Genomic DNA, 21,572 nt, shown 5'->3' on the forward strand with positions numbered 1-21,572 from the left:
TATATAACTACAGCTGTACACTCTCTCCAGCTTCTAAAAAATACAGCCACTTCTCAGCAACCTTTTTGCCTGTAATTTCTTCGATCACACGGGCATACAGCTCCAATTGAAAACGATATTGGTCTGTTAAATGGGACAGTGTACGATACTCAGATATCCGATCTGTTTTATAATCCACCAGCACGAGTCCTTCGGGAGTTTCAAATAGACAGTCAATAATGCCGTTCATCAGCACTTTATCTCCGTCCTGTCCACCTTCCGAATCTGTTTCTTGTCCTGGTGACATCGATGGTAAGCTGTGGTTCCAGTAATCGTTTGCCCGCATGGTATAAGTAAACGGAAGCTCTCTTTGAACATGCGATGCCCCCAACATTCTGCTACCCAGCTCACTAGTGAAAAAGCGTAATATTTTATTCGTATCTAGCGCCTTTGCATGGACATTCAGTAACATACGCTGATTGAGCAAACGAGCCTTTGTTTCCTCAATAACTTCGGCGCTCATCCCCCCATCTAGTGGCAAATGCAGCATCAACGTATGATAGACCGTTCCTCGTTCCGTTGGAGTCAGTCGCTGATTCCCCATAAACTTAGGTCTGCGCAAGTGTAATTGACTGCCCCCAGTGTGAGAATCCTCCCGATCCTCCGGTAACTCTGCTAGTACGGAGGTAGATAGATTCAACCAGTCGTCCGATCCCATCTCCTGCATTTCCAGCCATCTTTTCATCTCAGTAACCGATGTATTGGCTGCCGTCTTGCCGGCCCGCTCATACGGATAGGTCCAGGAAAGAGCAGCTTCAATGTCCGTTTCACTCTTTTCGTTCAAGTCGATTAGCTCCGCATTTCTCAGTGCTTCTGTCTTCTTTTGGCGCTCTTCGCCCGACACCTCTTCCTCATGATCTGAGTTCACACGAGAGCCGGAAAATGTTTCCGAGGCCACAATTTTAAATAACCAGTCTGTTCCCGGCATATGTTCCAATTTGTGATAGTACCCATCTTGATCACCTGCCGCTTCCCTCAACAAAGTAGCAGAAGGATGCCGAATCAAAGCGGGACCTACCCAGTCCAGATAGCTGCGGCCTGCCGCCAGCATATAGTCTGGTAAGACCGTTTCCGTATGCTCTTTGGCACGTGCCCAACCCGCTGCGCGTGAAGCTAGATCCTTCACGGTTCCGGTCATAATCAGCTTTTCACGCGGCCGTGTAAGCGCCACATATAACACCCGCATTTCCTCAGCCAATAGCTCCAGCTGTGAGCGTCGGCGGATCGCTAAATTGGGCAGCGTAGGGTAGCTGACACGATTTTGTTCCTCCACATATTTAGGACCAAACCCCAACTCCTTGTGCATAAGAAACGGCGCATTGAGATCCTGTTGATTGAACATTTTTGCCGTCCCGGCTATAAACACGATAGGGAATTCAAGTCCTTTACTTTTATGAATGGTCATAATGCGGACAGCTTGATCGGGTTCGGTCCCCCCGCTAATGGATCCTAAATCACCGCCTCGCTCCCGTAGACGGGAAATGAAGGTCAGAAATCGGAACAATCCTCGGTTGGACGTAGAAGTCTCATACTGTCTCGCTCGGTCATATAGCGCCCGCAAATTGCTTTGACGCTGTGAGCCGCCAGGCAGTCCACCGACCCAATCCAGATACCCTGTTTCCTCCAGCACATTCCAAATCAATGCACTTAAGCTACCTTGTCGGGCTTCCTGCCGCCAGGCTTCCAAATTATGCAAAAATGAACGTAGTCGGGCAGACAACGTATTCCCGTTATTTCTATTACCAAAGTCAGATGAAGATAAAGAGTCCTCAGGGAAAAGATCCAACTCCATGATGTCAGCAGTGGTCCCTTTTTCGCTCTCCTTCAGTGGGTCCGCCTCTGCCGCCGCCAGCAATGCGCCATAAAACAATCCATCCGGCTTCTCCAACCGAATTTGTGCCAGTTCATCTTCGGTCAAGCCGACAATCGGCGAACGAAGCACGGATGCAAGCGGGATGTCCTGCTGCGGATTATCAATAATATGCAGCAGAGACAACATTACCTCAACTTCTGTTGCTTTAAAAAAGCCAGTCGTCTGCTCCCCGGAGGCCGGAATGCCCTCAAGCCGCAGTTCCTCTACAATTAGGGGGGCCCACACGCTTGCCGAACGAAGCAAAATGACGATATCGCCGTAGACTGCCGGACGCATCGCTTTTAATCCTCTGTCGTAAATCAACAGTGGTTGTCCGGTATCTCCGGTCAGTTCTTTAATCCGTTGCGCAATCGCACGAGCCTCTAACTGTGCCGTTTCCAGCTCCACAAGTTCAGCCAGCTCACTTTCCTGAAAAACAGATTCGTCCTCCGTTTCGGACAGCTCCGAAGCCTCGGAAAGACCATGGCCACCCTTATCTACTAACAGCAGCTCAGGTGCGTATACAGATGCGGTGTCTTGATCCGACGGGTCGGGATAGGATGCGCCGTGTACCAGCCACGCTCGTTCATCGTACTCAATTTCCGCTACATCCACACTCATAATCTGGCGGAACACCAAATTGACCGCATCGACAACTTCCTCCCGACTGCGGAAATTACGCGCCAAATCAATTAAAAATCCATCTTCCTGCTCCTGCATGCCGTACCGTTCATACTTATTCAAAAACAGACCCGGCTCCGCCAGCCGAAACCGATAAATACTCTGTTTCACGTCGCCCACCATAAAACGGTTACCTGGTTCCTCCCGTGATACCAGCCTAACGATATCTTCCTGTACGGTATTCGTATCCTGATACTCATCTAACAGCACCTCGTCGAATTGCGCCTTGTATTCGAGCGCAGCGTCGGAAGGTAGTAGCTTGTACGGAGTAGAATCGGGATGTCGTAATATTTTCAGACAATAATGTTCCAAATCCCCGAAATCCACCAACCCTTTTGACTGCTTGTGCTGTTGAAAACGTTCCCCGAATACAATCACGGTTTCTACCAATTCGTCCATCAACGGAGCTGCGGCGTGTAGCTCCTCCCAATAGGCTTCTGCTCTCCTGCCAAACAGGGAAGCCTTCATATCTGTAATCATTTTTTTGGCTGCTTCGCGCAGCGTCTTAACCCGTTCCTGCAATGCAGGCTCAGTCTGATCTTTTTTGACCGGCTTGAGCTTACCGAAGGCAGCTGCCTGAAAATGATCATATAGAGATGCCCACGGCTGTGTCTCCAATTCCTGCAGCAATCCCTTCACCATCGCCGTATCCTCTTGCAGCGTCACTGCATAAGGTGCAGGACCGCCGGGCTGCATAGCAGTTTCATGCGCCTGTTCCAGCAAGCTCGCTGCTCCGCGCAATGAAAGTGCAGCATCCGCCAAAATGCTGCGAACCCAAGGCGTCTCTCCGAGAGCCGCTACATCCTGCACACGAAATGCAGCTGCTGTCTCCCGCAGCCAATGCTCCGGCCAAGGATGACTTTGAGAAAAATCATACAGCCGCTGAACAAGCACATACATCGCATCATCAGTGCGTTCTCCACTAAACCAGTCGACTAGTCTGCGGAATGTACTGCCTTCATCATGAGCCTCATATTTCTCTTCGAACAGTTCTTCTAGAAGCTCCTGGCGCAGCAATTCTGTCTCATGCTCATTCATAATCCGAAAACCGGGATCAAGAGGAATGGCCTGATAATGCCTGCGAATGACCTCCATACAAAAAGAATGAAGCGTCGTAATTGAAGCCCGATTCAGCAACGAGAGCTGACGACGTACATGTTCACTTTCCGGTTCCTGCTCCAGTACACGTTCCAACGCCTCACGTATCCGTTGACGCATTTCAGCAGCAGCAGCCTTCGTAAAGGTGGCCACCAGCAACCGATCCACACTGAAGCCAAGCTGGGGATCGACAATTTTACGAATAATACGCTCTACAAGTACCGCGGTTTTACCGGACCCTGCCGCTGCCGCGACCAGCATGTTGTTACCAGATTCCGAAATGGCACGCCACTGGTCATCGCTCCACATACTGCCTTCCGGCTTCGGTATTTCTTTCATGTTTGACGTGCCTATCATTGGTCCATTCCTCCTTTCCCTTCCTGTGTATGACCCAGCAGATTCCAGATCTGATCCTTACCGGGTTTACCCCATTGATTGTAGCCACTGCCCTCCAGACTGTCGTCAAATTGACAAACAGGCTTAAAAGAGCAGAAGGTACATGCCGTCTCTTGCTGGATACGATACGGTTCAATGGCCACATCGCCCTCTGTCATCCGTGTACCAATCGTCCGAATATTATTACGCACCGAAGCTAGCAGGCTGTCCCACTGTTCCGGCGAAGCAACCGAGGCACTGCTATAAAAACTACCGTCTGCTTTCACCGCAACAGGTAAAATAGAAGAATATCCCTTGTCCAATGATGTATCCATCTGTCCAACTACATCCCGATCCGCAAGCAATAATCCTTTCATCTTAAAACGTTTCAAAAGCTCCTGACGGGCCTGTTCTGCGCTAAGACCGTTAGGCGACTGTAACATCGGATTGTGGACGTGAAAATACAGCGTACCCGCCGGATAAGCAGTCTCGCCCAACCATTCCTCCGCCGCATTCAGCAGCACATCCAGGTACGTGAGCATTTGCAAGGACAAGCCATAGTACACTTCATGCAGCTTGAGATCCTTTTGGCTGGACTTGTAATCGATGACACGCAAAAGTAAACCTTTTTCTCCCTCTGCCACATCTACACGGTCGATCCTTCCGACAATTTCCATCACAACACCGTTATCTAACCGGAAGCTTAACGGAGGAAGCTGCTGACCCGGCCCAAAGTCCAACTCCAGCCCAATCGGCTCAAAACTACCTCTTCGCGCATGTTCACCTAAAATCAACGAAGCACGGCTCACGATATCTTTCAATTTGCGCAAAATGTACCCATACCGCTTGGAGCTCATTAGAATCTCGCCTTGCAGACGAGGAGCCAAACGCTCCACTGTACTTTCCGCCTCTTGGCGGCATTCCTCCGTGCTGAGACTGCCCCAGCTGACATTGCGATTACGCAGATTGATCGCCATCTCTCCAAGCGCTGCATGGAATAATTGTCCGATATCTGGGGCTTTCAGGCGATACATTTGACGTTCCTTCAAACGAAGACCATGAGAGGCAAAGTGCGAAAATGGACATGCCACAAAACGTTCCATACGAGATACGCTGGTACGCAACTTACTGCCGTACAGACGGCGGCTCGTTTCCTTCTGCATTTCGGCATGGTTCTCATAAAAAAGTGAGGTCAACAGCTGACGCAGCTTGTCCTTCTCACGCCCTTGCTGGCTGGCATACCAGTTATATACCTCCCACCAAGGAGATAAAATGTCACCGCCACGTCGCCAATTGCGTAATTGCGCAATGAGCTGCGGCAAAGCCTCGGACGGATGAGAAGCATACTCCCATTGCGTCGTCCAAGCATCCCCAGGCAAAGGGTATCCAGCCAGTGGGCGTTCGTCCAGACTAGGAAACAATTGCCGCACATGTCGTACTAACTCAGACGGCAACAATGACTTGCCTTCTTCATCAGTCACGGCATAGCTCATCCACAGGCTTCTACCGGCTGAAGTAAGAGCCGTATAAGCGAGAAAACGTTCGTCCAGCAGACGTCTTGTCATATCCGGCGCCAGCTCTACGCCTCGTTCGTTTAATGCCGTACGCTCCTGCTCATTCAGCACACCGTCCTCATGGAACACAGCCGGCATCACACCTTCGTTCATACCTAGCACAAAAGCATGTTGAATACCGGTCACACGTGTACGATCCGTGTTTCCGACTAGAACCTGATCCAGAGCTGGCGGAACAAGTCCCATACGGAATTCAGCCAATCCCGTTTCCAGCACACCCGCAAACAAAGAGGTATCCAGCCTCTCGTCACCCATCATTTCGACGATTTGATCCAGTAGTTCAAGCACTGCATCCCATACCTGACGATGCTCCTTGGCCTGCTCAGGATTTCCTGCTTCCTCTTCCTGATGAATGAAGGCGTCCAGCTTGTGGCCAATTTCTGCATCCTCCAGTAACAGATATACCGCTTCACACTTCTCAAGTGCAGTTCGTGCCTTGCCCACACGTTTCTCAAACGCACGTAAAGGCGTCACGATCACATCCCGGCACAGCTCCATCAAATCCAACGTTTCATCCCGCCTACGGTTCCGTTCCTGCTCCTCCAGCTCCAGTGACAAGCTGGGTACAGCCTGCCACGGGCGACCATCTGTCCAACGGCTACCTTGTATTCCGCAGGCCAGTACATAGTTTTCCAGACGATCCAGCTCCTCGCGGCTCACCCGACCGTCCAGCGGTAGGAGAAGATCTGTTTTGACCGCACGAAATACATCCTCATATCGCCAGCGTCGCTGCACGATATCCAGTGAAGCCCGAATCAATTCCACTAAGGGATGATGCAATACACTTCTCCGCTGATCCAGAAATACTGGAACCTCATATTGTTTGAATATCGGTTCCACCCATGGCTCATAATCTTCAATATGACGCACAAACAAGGCCATCTCCCGATAACGCGCGCCTTCATCTCGGGCTAAACGACGCATTTCGCGTACAGCCCCTTCCAGCTCTGCACGGCGATTAGCCGCAGTGTACAGTTTTATGCCCTCCGGTTGCTTTTCTGTCCACTGCTCTCGTAGATGCTGCTGACGCATCCGTTGTTCCTGATTCCGTAACCCTGTACGATATTCAAAGTTAGCCTCCAAATACGCCAACGCCGGACGCTCCTTAAATCTCGGCAGCGGATCAGGGCGCAGTAATTGTGTCTGCGTCTCTATCATCAGCTCGTCTGCCATTCCTTTGAGCTTTACATACGTAGCCGCCGAAGGATGAAACAAATCCAGCTCATGCGGAAGCTGTCCGCTCTCGTAGCTGCGGTTGCAAGTCAGCGCCACTGTCAACGAAGAGGCATGCAGCATAAGTTGCTCCACCACCTTATATTCATGTGGTGTAAACCTACGGTAGCCATCCATCCAAATGTCTGCTCCACGCACAAGGGAAGACTCTGCAATCTGTTCTGCCAGCATGCGCAGCGTATCTTCACCGTCAATATATTTAAGCGTCAGCTCTCGTTCAAAATCCTCGTAGATTAGACTGATATCTTTGAGCTTGCCGCGCAAAATCGGAGTTGACTCTCCAGCAGCGTTCATTCGCTCCAGTTGCTCGGGTACAGACCGAGTATCATTTCCGTACTGCTTTAGCTCCGTAAACAATGTATTCAACCGATCCACAAAGCCGAGCTGGTCTCCCGAATCCTTAAACAAACTCAGTTCATCCTTGCGACGACGAATAATTTTATATAAAAGCATCTTCTTGCCTTCTTCCGTTACAGGCACCAGCGCTGAACCCCCAGTTTCCTGCATAACTAAATAGGCAAGACGATGAAATCCCATCACTTGGGCGCGCACCGACCCCTGAATACCGTTTCCGGCTTCTGTAAGTAACGCATGCTCAGAAGCAAATGACGATTGCTCCGGTACAAGTAACAGCATAGGCTTACCTAGCGGCTCCTCGCGTAACATAGACGTCATTTCATTGCGGATTAACGTACTTTTACCACTCCCAGAGCGGCCAATCAACAAACGGACCGACATGATGCGGCCTCCTTTCCAACGAACAACATTCTATTAAACAGTATAGCATATCAGGCAAGAGAGAAAAGAACGTACGTTTGCCATGTTGTAGCAATTCTTTCTCCCTCTAAAAAATAAATCAGTCCCGCAGATTGGCTTGGTGCACGCCTTCTCTACAGGACTGATTTATACCTAAAACGAGTTTATTTTACCTATTTAATCACCAAAAAACGATTGACTTTGACCTTGTATGAAACTTACAGCTGTGTCCGGCTGCGCACCTCAAAGATAGCGAATTTCAAATAATGGCCTTCCTCCACACCCAAAATTTGAGGATGGTCCTTACCAGCTGCTCTCCAGTCTACCAGACGGAGGATTTTGCCGGCATCTGCCGCCGCTTCCTTAATGGTGTCCAAAAACAACTCCGGCCGCATATGGAACGAGCAGCTCGCCGTCACCAGATAGCCACCCTCATTGACAAGCTTCATCCCGTGCAGGTTGATATCTTTATATCCACGTGTAGCTCCTTTGACAGCGTTCTTCGTTTTGGCAAAGGCTGGCGGATCAAGAATGACCACGTCAAAGGTGCGTCCGCCACCCGCTGTCAGCGGCTTAGACGTATCTCCTTTGCCCCCGGCTCGTGCATTGCGTTCCTCTACACCTTTCACCTGATTGCGCAAATATTGAAAAGCATCGTCGACGACAAACTCGACGCGTTCCTCAAAACCGTTCAGCTTGACATTATCCCGCGCACTTTCAATCGCATGCTCAGAAATATCAAGACAAGTTACTTTTTTGGCACCATGTTTACAGGCATTGAGCGTAAAGCTTCCCGTATGTGAAAAACATTCCAATACGGTTGCGCCGTCCCAGAATGGGAATTCAACAACCTTACCACTTTTATTCACTGGCTTCATGACCGTTGTGCCAGCGTCCCCTGAGTCTGTAGTAACTTCTTGTAGCGTAATTCCACTACGTGCTCCCCAACCTGTCATCAACGGTGCTATGGCCGCACGATTTTCACGCTGGTCAAAGAAATAACCCGTCTTCTGGCCCTCTACGATATCAACCTTGATTTGCAGGCCATTTTCCGTCACCACCACATGACGCGGGCAATCACCGTACAAAGGACCCTTCGTTTGTTCCAATCCTTCCAGCTCTCGGATGGATACATCACTGCGCTCATATATACCAACAGGACCCAATACTTCAACGAGCGCATCCCTGATTTCTTCCCTGCGCCGATCCATGCCAAGCGTTAACAACTGCACGACCAACACATCACCAAATCGATCTACAATCAGTCCAGGCAAAAAATCAGCCTCGCCGTACACCAACCGATAAGCGTCTCCCCCGGTCACAAAACGTTCGCGGTGCTCCAGGCATTTGCGAAAGCGTTGGGCAAAAAAGTTTTGATCCATTGCTTCCAGCGGCTCATAGGACATCACACGTACTGTAATTTGTGAAGCCGGATTATAGTAACCTGTCGCCAAATAACGCCCCTGATGGTTAACGATGCTGACCAAATCGCCTGCCTCTGGGTCTCCTTCGATCTTGGCTATTTCGTTTTTAAACACCCAAGGGTGTGCGTGCTCCAGCCTTTTTTTACGGCTGCGTTCTAATATTACTGAAGGCAAAATCCTTCACTCCTATTCTTAAGTTACTCAAAGTATTAAAACGTTTTGTTCGATAGGGGCACGGCTCCGCGATTCATTTGATCTTACGATCGCTGTTGCAACGGGATTCTTGGGATTATGTAACACATTTAAAGGTAAGAATCTCGTTGCAAAGGCGAACGCTGGCGCTTCTCCAGATTCAAATGAACCGCTCCGCTACTGCCCGCCTTTATATCGACGTCACGCTTTTAAAGCTTGCGAAGATACTACAAAATTATCGCTCCGTAAAAAAGAGCTCAGCCATGCTTGTCATGGCTGTCCTCTACAGATCATAGGCTGTTTACATAAGTATTCTAGAAAAGGGGGTTATGCCCGTGTTTATACATGTCATACTCCCGCTGTGCGGCGGACTGTTTATTTTTTTGGGCGGGATGAAGCTGATGGAAGCAGCCCTCCGGCATTTGGCTGGCCCCTTCCTCACACGCTGGCTGAACCGCGCCACCGTTTCCCCTTGGCGGGGTATGCTGTTCAGTTCAGGCATTACCGCCCTGTTGCAAAGCAGCACCGCTGTAACGGTGCTGACGATCGGACTGGTCAACGCCGGGCTGTTGACCTATGGCCGCACGCTCGGCATCATTCTCGGCACCAATATCGGTACCTGTCTCACCACCGAGCTGATGGGGCTCCAGCTTGGCAAGCTGGCTGTTCCGCTGCTCTGCGGCTCACTGCTCTGCTGGAGCGTCGCCGTACTGTGGGGAGAATCCGTCTCCGTTCGCCAGTACGCTTCTGCCGGAGTTTCACCCGGCTCCAATGGGCTTAGCCGTCCGCAGGCTGTACAATATATCAGCCTCGTATTTGCTGGATTTTCGCTGATTCTGGCGGGTATCCGCGTAATGCAAACGGTCGGCCCATGGATTGAGCAGGCCGGACTATTCCGCTGGTTTCTTGATCACGCTGCGGCCAACATGTGGTGGGCCTTCGCTGCTGGTGCCTGCCTGACCGCACTGGTTCACAGTAGTGCAGCCGTTATTGGCATGGCGATCAGCCTTGCCGCTGCGGGTGCCTTGCCAGCCGATGTGGGGATCGCCATCGTCATCGGCTCCAATGTAGGCACCTGCGTAACCGCCCTGATTGCCGCTGTTGGTGGCAGCGTGTCCGGCAAATTTGTAGCCTGGTCCCATGTGCTGCTGAACGTAGGCGGAGCCTTGCTCTTTATGCCGTTGATCCCTGGGCTAGAAATGGCCGCCGCCTGGATATCTACCGAGCCCGGAGCCAAGGTAGCCCATGCCCAAACCCTGTTTAACGTCATTAGCTCTCTACTGGTCTTGCCTCTGTGCTACCTACCTGTATGGACTCGTTTAGAGGATCGTATATCTCCCCACAGAATCAAACGTTAATTCCTAGCATGGACAGCGCCTTGCTCAAAATGACATCATTATTGTCATATCCGCCCTGGCGCTGGAGAAGCCATGCTTCCTCAGGCTTATGCCATGCAACTCCCTTAATTTCTTCGATTTGTGCCTGTAAATCCCCATCCAGTGCCTCTACAAGATAATAGTGTACTTCTTTATCCACTTCCCCAAATTCCGGATGCTGATACGTATAAGCAATCATATCTACATGCTGGATAATCCGCCCGTTCAACCCTGTTTCCTCGCGAATTTCACGTAAAGCCGTCTGTTCGATTGTTTCTCCCAACTCCATTTTTCCTTTAGCCAAGGATACCTTGCCATATCGGTCAGTAATGAGCTGAATTTCAAGCTGCTCCCCCTGTTTGCGAAACACAACACCGCCTGCTGAAATTTCCTTTTTTGCTGCCATCCTGTAATCTCCCTTCCTTGCGCAACAAGGATTCCGTCCTCTCTGTAAGGAAAGGCGAAATCCTTGTTTGCCATCTCTATTGCCTTTTCAGGCTTTTTTTGTTCTTACAGAGCTGTTTGCAGCCCATTCTCCAGTACGCGAACCAATTGGCCTTCACTTTCATTAATGCCTGCCTTCGTTAGCTTCACGCGGCATACCTTGCCAACCAGATCCTCAGTACCTTCAAACGCCAGTTGAATATAATTGTCACTATATCCATGGAGTATGCCGCTATCTTCGGTCCCTTTCGGCGCAACTTCCGGAATGACCTCCAGTACCTGACCTACAAACTTCTCAGCATACGCCAGTTGCATTTGCTCTGACAGTTGTATCAGCTCATGCACTCGTGCATTTTTCACGTCTTCGTCCACCTGATCCTCCATACGCGCCGCAGGAGTTCCACTACGCTTGGAGTACGGAAACACATGCATTTCTGAAAAACCGATTTTTTTCATCAGCTCATAGCCATTGCGGAACATTTCATCCGTCTCCCCAGGGAAGCCGACAATTACGTCCGTTGTAATCGCAACATCGGGCATTGCTTTGCGAATCATAAGCATTTTGTTATAAAACTCTTCTGTGGTGTACTTACGACGCATCCGTTTCAATACAGTGTCGTCCCCCGCCTGAAGCGGTATGTGAAAATGACGAACCAGCTTGGTGGAACGGTTCAGTACATCAAGCATTTTTTCATCAATCTGGCTGGCTTCAATCGAACTGATGCGGATACGCTCCAGGCCTTCCACCTTCTCCAGATCCCACAGCAGATCAGATAGGTCATAATTATCCATGTCGTCACCATAACCGCCAGTATGGATACCAGTGAGTACTATTTCCTTGTAGCCTGCGTGTACCAGTTGACGCGCCTGTGCAATAATGCTCGCAGCGTCACGACTGCGGGATAGCCCCCGCGACCATGGAATGATGCAGAAGGTACAGAAGTTATTGCACCCATCCTGAATTTTCAAAAAGGCCCGAGTATGATTAGCAAAATCAGGCACATCCATTTCCTCAAATACACGCGTTTTCATAATATTGCGCACGGCGTTCACTGGTTGACGCGTCCCTTGAATTTCCTGCACGAACGGAATGATTTTGTCCCGATCTTGAGTCCCGATAACGAGATCAACGCCAGGAATATCCATAATTTCGGCAGGAGAAGTTTGGGCGTAGCAGCCCGTCACTGCCACAATGGCATCTGGATTGCGGCGAATCGCGCGGCGAATGATCTGACGACTCTTTTTATCACCGGTATTCGTAACGGTACATGTATTAATAAGATAGACATCCGCGGTCTGCTCATCAAAGTCCACCTGTTCATAACCTTCATTTTTAAACAGCTGCCAGATCGCTTCTGTATCATAAAAGTTTACCTTACAGCCCAATGTGTAAAATGCCACTGACGGCATATTAAACCCCTCCCATTTCTCCTGTCTCATATAAAATGCAAGCCAATGCAGCCATTCCTGCGGTCTCAGCACGCAAAATACGTCTTCCCAGTCCTGTAGACTGGGCCCCAGCCTGCTCGGCCTCCAGGCTTTCCGCTTCAGTAAAGCCGCCTTCCGGGCCTACCACCAGCAGAACACGCGGCATGTCCGTCGACGCCCATTGTCCTACCAATGGCTGGATTACATCCCGTAGCTGCTGACCCTGCTCTTTTTCATAACAATAACATATCAAATCATACCCAGCAAAAGAAGCCAGAAGTTCTTTCCACGTCATGGGCGCACTAATTTCTGGAATCCGGTTACGGTGGCTTTGTTCAGCCGCTTCCTTCACAATCTTGCGCCAACGCTCCAGTCGCTTGCCTTCTTTTTTGGCATCATACTGCACGACCGTACGCTCGGACAAAAACGGTACAAACCCGGTTGCTCCGATTTCTGTACATTTTTGCATCACCGTCTCCATCTTGTCTCCTTTAGGAAGACTCTGAGCGATGGTGACCTGCACATGCGGTTCAGAGGTCATCTTCAGCGGCTCAATAATCGTCGCCGTAACATGATCCTGCTCTATCGTATCCAATGCAACCAGTGCTTCCCTAGATACCCCGTCACTGACTATAATTTTGTCACCACTACGGCCCCTCATGACTTTAGCGATATGCCGCGCGTCCTCACCCGCAACAATCACGTGATCTTCTAGAAATTGCTCTGCCGGAATAAAATAACGCTGCATTCTCTCTCACACCTATTCCTGGATTTTGCAAAAATCCTCATTCTAAAAATAACTGTTATCCACTAATGTTCCGTACAAAATCCGAATAAATCACCAAGCAACATCATATCATCTTTTGCGCCTGTATGACCAGTCTGTTCACTCTTCTATTCAAGGTATACCTACCATTCTCGTAAAAAAAGGAGCCCTTAGGCTCCGAATAATCCAGTGATATAAAAAGAGAACTGCAAAAACTGTATATAAATCATCTGGGCCAGCGTGTAAAGAGGTTCAATCGTTACAGCTCGAACCTGCGGAATGACCAGGATAAGCAGAAAAATAAAGATCGACCACTGTTCAAACTGCTGGAGTTTGCGACGTACAGGAGTGGGGGCCACATCTTCCACAATCCGGTATCCATCCAGTGGAGGCAGTGGGATCAAATTAAAGATAAACAAAAACAGATTTAAATTGATCAATGCATTGATAAACAAATAGATTGCTTGAGCTACCCGTTGGTTCTCCATCCCCGGCAATACTTGAAAATGAAGGAGCACGGCATAGATTAAAGTAGTAACAAATGCAAGCAGCAGATTGCTAAGCGGACCCGCAGCCGATACGATAATGCCCATGAGGCGCGGACGACTAAAGTTGTCACGATTAACCGGAACTGGTTTGGCCCAGCCAAAGCCTCCGATCAGCAGCAGTAGCGTACCCAGTAGGTCAATATGCACTGCCGGATTTAAAGTCACGCGCCCAAGTAGCTTGGCTGTAGGGTCACCAAATTTATTGGCATAAAATGCATGTGCAAACTCATGAACCGTGAACGATATGATCACAGCCAGCAAATAAAATGGAAGAACATTTAAATTTACACGAAAAATATTTTGTAAAAAATCCATACTTACCTCTTTCTCGCCACAAACGCCAGCCAATCTTCATCCCGGCTTATTTCGGCAATCTCAAAGCCAGCTGCCTTCAACGCAGTTTCGACAACTTCTTCTTTGTTCTTCCAAATCCCTGAAGCAATATAAATACCACCTGGTTCCAGGGCTTTATATACATCGTCAATGAACAGCAAAATAATCTCTGCTAAAATATTAGCTACCACCAGCTTGACCGGTAACTGGATACCCAGCGTTGGATCACTTGCATTAAGCACGGATAGCAAATCACTTTCTTTAATGGTAATGCGTTCCTCCAGCCCGTTCAGACGCGTATTTTCCCGCGCACTGGATACTGCCACCGGATCCAGATCCAAGGCAAGTACATGCTTCGCTCCCAGCTTTACAGCTCCAATGGCCAAAATACCGGAACCCGTGCCGACATCAATGACTTCTTCCCCGCCCTTAATCACAGATTCCAGCGTTCTCAGACAAAGGGATGTCGTAGGATGCGTTCCAGTCCCGAAGGCCATACCAGGGTCCAGCTCAATGATTTTTTCCTCTTCACTCGCAGGCTCATAGTCCTCCCAAGTAGGTTTAATCGTCAGACGGTCCGACACACGCAAAGGCTTGAAATATTGCTTCCAAGCATTTGCCCAGTCATCCTCATCAACTGTTTTCAGTTCATACTGAACCTCACCAGGGTCAATATCGAAAGTTCTCAATTCTTCGACGCGCGGCTCAATTTGCGAACGAATACTATCCATGTCCACTTCTTCGGCAAAATAGCCTTTGATGATCGCTTGTCCTTCAGGTATGTCGTTCAAAGGTCGATCATACCACTGTCCATAGGACGTATCCCGCGGCTTGTTGAGCGAACCGGATTCTTCAATGGAAACCCCTCCTGCACCTGCTTCGTGCAGAAAATTCGAAATCATTTCGATGGCTTCTTCGGTTGTATGTATTGTAATTTCATTCCACAACATGGTTTTCATTTCCTCCTCATTTCACATGCATACATTACATTGTACTATATACATGCACAGGAGTTCAAAAAAGCTGGTAATCGTCCTTTTCCGATTTCTCCAGCCGGACTTGGAATTGCTACGACGTCTGTATTTATTGATCCTGCTATTTCTGGTGCTGTCAACAACCGCTTAGAGTTAAAAGCCTCGATTGGACTACGTTTCGTCGGTGTCGGCAACATTAGAGTACTTGTACGTATATGGAGAACCGGCAAGGAAATTTATTACGGACTGGAATCCAATGTCTTCGATAACAATATTATTCTTAATGTCGAAACGGTAGACGTTGCGCCTCTGGGCGTGCAAAACTACCAACTAATTATTGAAAATCAAACGCCTGCGACTACTACTTTCGTCGCCGGTCCTCTTGTTTTTAGTGCAACAGCATACAGCGGATAATGAATAGAAAAAGGAAAGAACACAAATAAGACGGGCTATCCCACAAATCATCCTATTGATGGAGATAACCCGTCTTATTAAATTCTACTCATTGTCGTTTATGATACGCTGCTGACGACGGTCAGCTACTTCGCTACGTCGGATCGCTTCCAGATCCTCAGCATCTGCCTGATCTGCTGAGAACTCAACATCTTCATTTTTAGCAGATTGCATGCGTTTGATTTTCTCTGTTTTGGTTAGCACTTTATCAAACCGTTTGTTTTTAGACATCGGTCACTGCCCCTTCCAAACTTTTCACAGCATTCCACCCGCTTGTTCCACGATGGACATTGCCTGATGATGAATGGATTCATCCACCACAGCAGTCAACAAAATATCGCGGCCTGTCGGTCCGCCCTGTCCTCCATCACTCATGCCACTGGCGGACGGATCAGCCGCAGCCAGTATTGCTGGAGTTGCATCTGTAAAGTCCACGCCCTGTGTCAATGAGGACAAGCTGCTAATCTGTCCTGAAAATACAGGCAATCCGGCGTTGCCAGTAGACTGCCGCGGATACCGGCTAAATCGGTCTATCGACACATCGGCTGCCCGGAGAGCTTCCAGTTTTCTAGCAGCTCCCTGTGCTTCCTCAGGACTTTTGAAATACGCCAAAATATTTTTTTCGCCCATCTCAAAATCTCCCTGTGTAGTATTGAGCGCAACTGCTCTTCAAGAGCATAGAGCGTTACGCTTTGTTATATCCTGCTCATTGGCACGATTTTATATTCCGACGGATGCAGACGATATCAAGAACAGTAGGCCAAGACAGTGAACCAGAGTTTGTGAAGAGCATAACTTTTACGGGTGTAAAACAGCTGCTGGAGCTTCACCTGACTTAGCTACTCCTGTCTCCCAAGCAGCGCGAATAACTGCATCCCGTACCTTTTGAACCACCTTCGGATTAAAGACATTCGGTATGATATAAGTTTCACTTAGCTCCTCAGGACAGATCGCATCAGCGATGGCAAGTCCGGCAGCTAGTTTCATTTCCTCATTAATCGTCGTAGCATGGCAATCTAGAGCACCCCGGAAAATTCCCGGGAAGCACAGCACATTGTTAATCTGATTTGGAAAATCGGAGCGGCCAGTAGCGAGCACACGTACATAAGGTGCAGCTACAGCCGGATCGATTTCCGGAATCGGATTCGCCATGGCGAACACAATAGGATCAGTTGCCATGCTCTGTATATCCTCTACAGTCAGTATGTTCGAGCCTGACACACCGATGAATACATCAGCTCCCAAAATCACCTCGGATAAACTCCCACTTAAATTGTGCGGATTAGTCATGTTCGCATACTCTGTCCAATGCGGATTACTGTACTCCACATCACGGTGAATAGCTCCCTGTCGATCAACGCCAATCAGATTGCGCACACCTGCCTTAAGCAGCATACGGGAGCAGGCCATACCCGCTGCACCAATTCCTGCAAATACGACTTTGACATCCTCCATTTTTTTGCCACATACCTTTAATGCATTGACCAGACCCGCTAACACAACGACTGCCGTACCATGTTGATCATCATGAAATACTGGAATGTCCAGTTCCTGCTTCAACCGTCTCTCGATTTCAAAACAACGTGGCGAAGATATATCCTCCAAATTAATGCCGCCAAAAGCAGGAGCAATCATTTTAACAATTTGAACAATTTCATCAGCGTCCTTCGTGTTGAGACAAATCGGAAAGGCGTCGACACCTGCAAATTGTTTGAACAACACCGCTTTACCCTCCATTACAGGCATAGCAGCCTCCGGCCCGATATCTCCTAAGCCCAGTACCGCTGTTCCATCTGATACGACCGCTACAGTATTTTTTTTGATCGTTAATTGATACGCTTTGGCTGGGTCATTGGCGATTTCCATACAAATTTCAGCTACACCCGGCGTATACACTTTGGACAACCCTTCCATCGTTTCAATTGGCTTCTTTGGTAAGGTCTCCATTTTGCCACCTGCGTGTAATTCTCTAATTTCATCTATTAAACTGCTCATATTTTTCTCCATCCTTTCATGTCTCTATTTGGATATGAAACTCAATCCTGTGTATAAAACTCATCAGCTCCATAATTGGAGTAACAAAGTTGCTAAAATGACCGTGCCTGCCCCTCCAATACGTGTTGCAATTTGCGCAAAAGGCATCAGTTCCATCCTATTGGATGCAGACAGAATGGCTACATCTCCCGTGCCCCCTAATCCACCGCGACAACTGGTCACCAAAGCAGCTTCTACGGGATACATGTGAATCCATTTTCCTGTGAAGTATCCTGTAACAATCAATGCAACTACAACAGATGCGCAGGTGATGGCATAAGGAACCGTTAAGATCCCAACCACACTATCCAAAGGTACATACAAAATACCCAATCCCACCATCAAGGGCCATGTCAGACTTGCCGTTATACACTTGTATAAGTGAAAAGCTCCCTGCTCCAATGTGTTCGGCATGATCTGAATGCACTTAATTAATGCCGCCGCCAGAATCATGAGAATCGGACCTGGAATATGGAGATACGGCTCCAACAGCTTACCCACAATAAAGAAAGTACAGGCCAACAGCAGACCTCCTCCCATCAATGGAAAAGAAATCGATTGTTCCAGAATTGCCGGAGCTAACTTGTCTGCATCTTTCTCAAGTTTTAGTAACCTTCCGTTACCTGAAGTTTTTGGATTTTTCTCTGCTAATCTCTTCAGAACACCCGCACCTATGATTGCAACAATGTTCCCGATAATAGCAGCCGGGATAAACTGGGATACGAATACTGCCGAATCCTTGCCCAGCACCAATCCATACGAAATGGACAACGGTAAAATGCCTTCCCCAATCCCACCGGAGATAATCGGAATGATGATGAAAAAAAATGTATGATAGGCACTATAGCCAAAAGCCATACCCACCACCATTCCCACGCCAACAGCTGCAATAGATCCTATAATAATGGGGGCAAAAATTTTGACAATTCCGTTTATCAGCATTTTCCGATCCATACCAAGAATACTCCCGGTTACTAGACATGCGATGTAGAAGTAAAGAAAATTCGAGGTTTTCATAAGCGTGTGTACAGCACCCATCGCAGATGGACTAAACATATTCCAAAATACCATTAACGATGGAACCATAAGAGATAAAATGGCCGGCCCGCCAATATGCTTAAGCAAAGGAAGTTTGGCCCCTAAATCACTGAGCAGTATACCTAAAATCATGATGACGGCAAACCCGCCTAACAGATCGTTCGGAAGTCTTTCAGTGATTGCAGCTGCATAAACAATCAGCGCGATCACGGCATAGAGCGGAAGAGGAATAACCCCCACCTTTACCCTGCCCAGCATTCTCATGCCATCTACAAAATTTTTGCTCCATCTTTGCCCCTTTTGAATGACAGGCTGGTTCGTAGCATTTTCCATAAATCTCCCTCCATAAAGTGAAGAATGATGATCATGTTTCCATTCTACACCTTGGAAAACGCTTTATTTGGTTTTAAAACTAATCATTCACTTTTGTAATTAAAGTAATCGGAAAGAAGGCTTAAATAAAACTATTCATGATGTCTTCTGCCTGTGGCAATATTCGGTATTGGTAAACAGGGCGTCCTATGGTTCCGTATATGGTTTCCATGGAAAGAGCCTCAATCTCTGTCATAAAAGCCAGGTACTTGCGCATAGACACCCTGGATATCCCTGCACTCTCCGCAATATCCTCAGTGGAAAATAGTACCTTATTGTGCCGCTGGATACAATTCCATATCATAGCCAGCGTGGATTTAGTTATGCCTTTGGGCAATCGTGCCAAGTCTTTAGTCAAGCTTTTATGATAAATCAGTCGGTCCAACTCCTCCTGAGAAAGTAGACTACGCTCACGCACGATGCTAATGTGCTCTCGGTACCCCGTGAGGGCCTCCAAAAAACGGTTAAAGTGGAACGGCTTAATTAAGTAATCCACCGCGCCGAAGTTCATTGCTTTTTTGACACTGTTCATGTCACTTGCAGCCGAGATGACAATGACATCTATATTTACACCTGTCTCCCGTATGAATGACAGTAAATCGAGGCCATTGCTTTCCTGCATATACACATCAAGCAATATCAGATCAATGGCCTGTTCAGCTATATATTTCTTCGTCTCTTCCACAGAAGAAGCCCAACCCTCACATCGAAAACCTTCCACCTGCTCCGTATATTTTCGGTTAAATTCCGCAACCATCGGATCATCTTCTACAATCAGGACATTAATCATGTTCATCATTCCCCGCTATAATGTATGGAATCGTAATCTGAAAACAGCACCCTTGCTCGGCTGGGATCAACTTTATACTTCCCTGTAATCTTTTCACGCTTTGCGTCACCAGATAAAGACCCATCCCTCGTGACTCTCCCTTGGTCGAAAAACCTTTTTCAAATATAGCCTTCACAAGCCCTTCCGGTATACCTGGACCATTGTCGCACATGATACAGGTCAGATAACCGTTCTTCTGGCTTTCCTCATAATAAAGTGAAAGGGTAATCCGCTTGTGCTCGAAAGATTCCATCGCCTCCACAGCATTATCAAACAGATTGCCAAGAATAGTAATCAGTTCATGTGTCGTTTGAGTTTGACTGGATTCGGGCAAGTAACTACCTGGAGTCAGTTCAAAACTTACCGCTACCTCTCTGGCCCGGCTTAATTTTCCCAACACAAACCCTGCCATAACCGGGTCCCTAATCTGCCGGGTGATAGAGCCAATTTCCACTTGATGATGCTCGACGGCATCCATAATGTAATGCTCCAGTTTATCATACATTTGCAAGTGCACCATCCCCATAATGACATGCAGCTTGTTCATAAATTCATGAGCCTGCGCACGTAGTGCTTCCGTGTACAGGGACACTCCTGTCAAACGTTCTGCCAGCTGGTTCATTTCGGTTTTATCTCGAAAGGTTACAATTGCTCCCACAATTTCCCCTTTGACCCGTATCGGAACACTGGTAGTCAGCAAAGTTATTCCACCCAGCTCCATTTCCTCATCCATTTGTGGAGTACTCGCTTCCAGGACCTCTTGCAATCGAAAAGCGGATAGATAAACGGTAATTTCCTGTCCGGAGAATGAGAAATCTTCAATCCCCGCTTGTCTAAGTAGACGAATCGCTTCTGCATTCATCAGCATGACGCGACCGAATTCATCTACCGCAATAACTCCTTCCTTGATGGATTGCAGCATAGCGCTGCGTTCCTCCAGCAAGCGTGCGATTTCCGGCGGCTCCAGACCGACCAGCATATTTTTAATTTTACGAGCCAGCACTACCGCACCTCCAGTGCCGATCAATATTCCGATGCCAAGGGCGATAGCAATAAGACGGTTGTTGCCTTCCTGAGCCATCTGTACATCTTGCATGGATATACCAACAACAATCGCCCCTACCTGCTTCCCCGTTGAACTGAACACGGGGGAAAAGGCTCTCATGGACAAGCCCAATGTACCCTTCGCAACGGACACGCTCTCATGGCCATGAAGTGCAGTATACTCGTCTCCGCCGACAAAGGCTTTGCCGATCATCCTAGCATCCGGGTGCGTTTTACGAATTCCCTTCATATCCATAGCCACGATGAACTGGATGTGATTTGCTGCTGAGACCCTCTTCACATACTCCTGCATGGAAAGAGACGAACCCGTCCCTTGCAATTGCTCGACAATAAGCGGCGTATGGGCGAGTGTACGCGCGATGGACATTGCCTTTTCTTCCAGTCCCTTCTCAGTTTCCTGCTCCACTCTCTCCGCAAATAACAGGGTTACAGGCAGAAGCACAAGTGCCATAACTAGACATACTAGCAGTGTAATTAGGCCTCTGAGCTTTAATAGTGGTTTACCCCGACGCAGCTTGAGCTGTACATTTCCGATGGAACTCACCCCTTTCTACTTGATATTAAGTCTCGATAGTTCAACATGCCTATACAAAAATGGTTATGTATGTGTTTACCTGAATATAAAAAAAGGAACTACCCCGCAATTGCGGAATAGTTTCCTTTGATTCATGGTTGAAGCTCCGCGATT

Annotated in this window: 16 protein-coding genes; 2 read left to right on the top strand and 14 right to left on the bottom strand. The window is 48.2% G+C overall.

Annotation, left to right across the window (positions count from 1 at the left end; all coding sequences use genetic code 11):
- Positions 1–7: 7 nt before the first annotated feature.
- From addA to MKY35_RS17200, 3 genes are all read right to left on the bottom strand, one after another.
- Positions 8–4,027: a helicase-exonuclease AddAB subunit AddA gene (addA, locus tag MKY35_RS17190; RefSeq protein ID WP_342444325.1), complete on the bottom strand. Its 4,020-nt coding sequence runs from the start codon at positions 4,025–4,027 to the stop codon at positions 8–10.
- Complete coding sequence (gene addB / locus MKY35_RS17195; RefSeq protein ID WP_342444326.1) at positions 4,024–7,590, bottom strand: helicase-exonuclease AddAB subunit AddB; 3,567 nt, start codon at positions 7,588–7,590, stop codon at positions 4,024–4,026. Before addB ends, addA begins: the two co-directional genes overlap by 4 nt.
- Before the next feature lie 236 nt (positions 7,591–7,826).
- On the bottom strand, positions 7,827–9,206 hold the full coding sequence (locus MKY35_RS17200) for a class I SAM-dependent rRNA methyltransferase (protein WP_342444327.1): 1,380 nt from the start codon (positions 9,204–9,206) through the stop codon (positions 7,827–7,829).
- Between the two features lie 353 nt (positions 9,207–9,559).
- Here MKY35_RS17200 and MKY35_RS17205 point away from each other — a divergent pair, with 353 nt between their 5' ends.
- Complete coding sequence (locus MKY35_RS17205) at positions 9,560–10,582, top strand: Na/Pi symporter (RefSeq protein ID WP_340957579.1); 1,023 nt, start codon at positions 9,560–9,562, stop codon at positions 10,580–10,582.
- On the opposite strand, the gene MKY35_RS17210 is transcribed toward MKY35_RS17205, so the two are convergent.
- From MKY35_RS17210 to prmA, 5 genes are all read right to left on the bottom strand, one after another.
- On the bottom strand, positions 10,572–11,006 hold the full coding sequence (locus MKY35_RS17210; protein ID WP_029515343.1) for an NUDIX domain-containing protein: 435 nt from the start codon (positions 11,004–11,006) through the stop codon (positions 10,572–10,574). The two genes, MKY35_RS17205 and MKY35_RS17210, sit on opposite strands and share 11 nt — an antisense overlap.
- Positions 11,007–11,110: 104 nt before the next feature.
- On the bottom strand, positions 11,111–12,454 hold the full coding sequence (mtaB, locus tag MKY35_RS17215) for a tRNA (N(6)-L-threonylcarbamoyladenosine(37)-C(2))-methylthiotransferase MtaB (protein WP_103049601.1): 1,344 nt from the start codon (positions 12,452–12,454) through the stop codon (positions 11,111–11,113).
- A 1-nt stretch (position 12,455) separates the two neighbouring features.
- Positions 12,456–13,220, bottom strand: a complete 765-nt coding sequence (locus MKY35_RS17220) for a 16S rRNA (uracil(1498)-N(3))-methyltransferase (RefSeq protein WP_342444328.1) — start codon at positions 13,218–13,220, stop codon at positions 12,456–12,458.
- Between the two features lie 188 nt (positions 13,221–13,408).
- Complete coding sequence (locus MKY35_RS17225) at positions 13,409–14,101, bottom strand: site-2 protease family protein (protein WP_250239591.1); 693 nt, start codon at positions 14,099–14,101, stop codon at positions 13,409–13,411.
- Positions 14,102–14,103: 2 nt separating this feature from the next.
- Positions 14,104–15,069: a 50S ribosomal protein L11 methyltransferase gene (prmA, locus tag MKY35_RS17230; protein WP_029515347.1), complete on the bottom strand. Its 966-nt coding sequence runs from the start codon at positions 15,067–15,069 to the stop codon at positions 14,104–14,106.
- Between prmA and MKY35_RS17235 the strand changes: the two genes are divergently transcribed.
- Positions 15,043–15,507 (top strand): hypothetical protein, encoded by a 465-nt coding sequence (locus tag MKY35_RS17235; RefSeq protein ID WP_342444329.1) that lies wholly within the window; start codon positions 15,043–15,045, stop codon positions 15,505–15,507. The genes prmA and MKY35_RS17235 overlap by 27 nt on opposite strands.
- A gap of 84 nt (positions 15,508–15,591) precedes the next feature.
- Here MKY35_RS17235 and MKY35_RS17240 read toward each other — a convergent pair whose 3' ends face one another.
- From MKY35_RS17240 to dcuS, 6 genes are all read right to left on the bottom strand, one after another.
- A complete protein-coding gene (locus MKY35_RS17240; RefSeq protein ID WP_069290020.1) occupies positions 15,592–15,777 on the bottom strand; it encodes a YfhD family protein in 186 nt (61 codons plus the stop codon).
- A 24-nt stretch (positions 15,778–15,801) separates the two neighbouring features.
- A complete protein-coding gene (locus MKY35_RS17245; protein WP_069012560.1) occupies positions 15,802–16,176 on the bottom strand; it encodes a hypothetical protein in 375 nt (124 codons plus the stop codon).
- A 168-nt stretch (positions 16,177–16,344) separates the two neighbouring features.
- Positions 16,345–17,541: a malic enzyme-like NAD(P)-binding protein gene (locus MKY35_RS17250; RefSeq protein ID WP_342444330.1), complete on the bottom strand. Its 1,197-nt coding sequence runs from the start codon at positions 17,539–17,541 to the stop codon at positions 16,345–16,347.
- 63 nt (positions 17,542–17,604) lie between these two features.
- Positions 17,605–18,951 (bottom strand): 2-hydroxycarboxylate transporter family protein, encoded by a 1,347-nt coding sequence (locus MKY35_RS17255; RefSeq protein WP_342444331.1) that lies wholly within the window; start codon positions 18,949–18,951, stop codon positions 17,605–17,607.
- A 121-nt stretch (positions 18,952–19,072) separates the two neighbouring features.
- Complete coding sequence (gene dcuR / locus MKY35_RS17260; protein WP_342444332.1) at positions 19,073–19,780, bottom strand: two-component system response regulator DcuR; 708 nt, start codon at positions 19,778–19,780, stop codon at positions 19,073–19,075.
- The gene (dcuS, locus tag MKY35_RS17265) at positions 19,773–21,428 is read right to left on the bottom strand and encodes a DcuS/MalK family sensor histidine kinase (RefSeq protein ID WP_342444333.1); all 1,656 of its coding nucleotides are present in this window, start codon (positions 21,426–21,428) and stop codon (positions 19,773–19,775) included. The genes dcuR and dcuS overlap by 8 nt, the downstream gene beginning before the upstream one ends.
- Between the last annotated feature and the right edge of the window lie 144 nt (positions 21,429–21,572).

Origin of the sequence: Paenibacillus sp. FSL L8-0638, assembly GCF_038593075.1 — a bacterium.
Taxonomy (GTDB): Bacteria; Bacillota; Bacilli; order Paenibacillales; family Paenibacillaceae; genus Paenibacillus; species Paenibacillus polymyxa_D.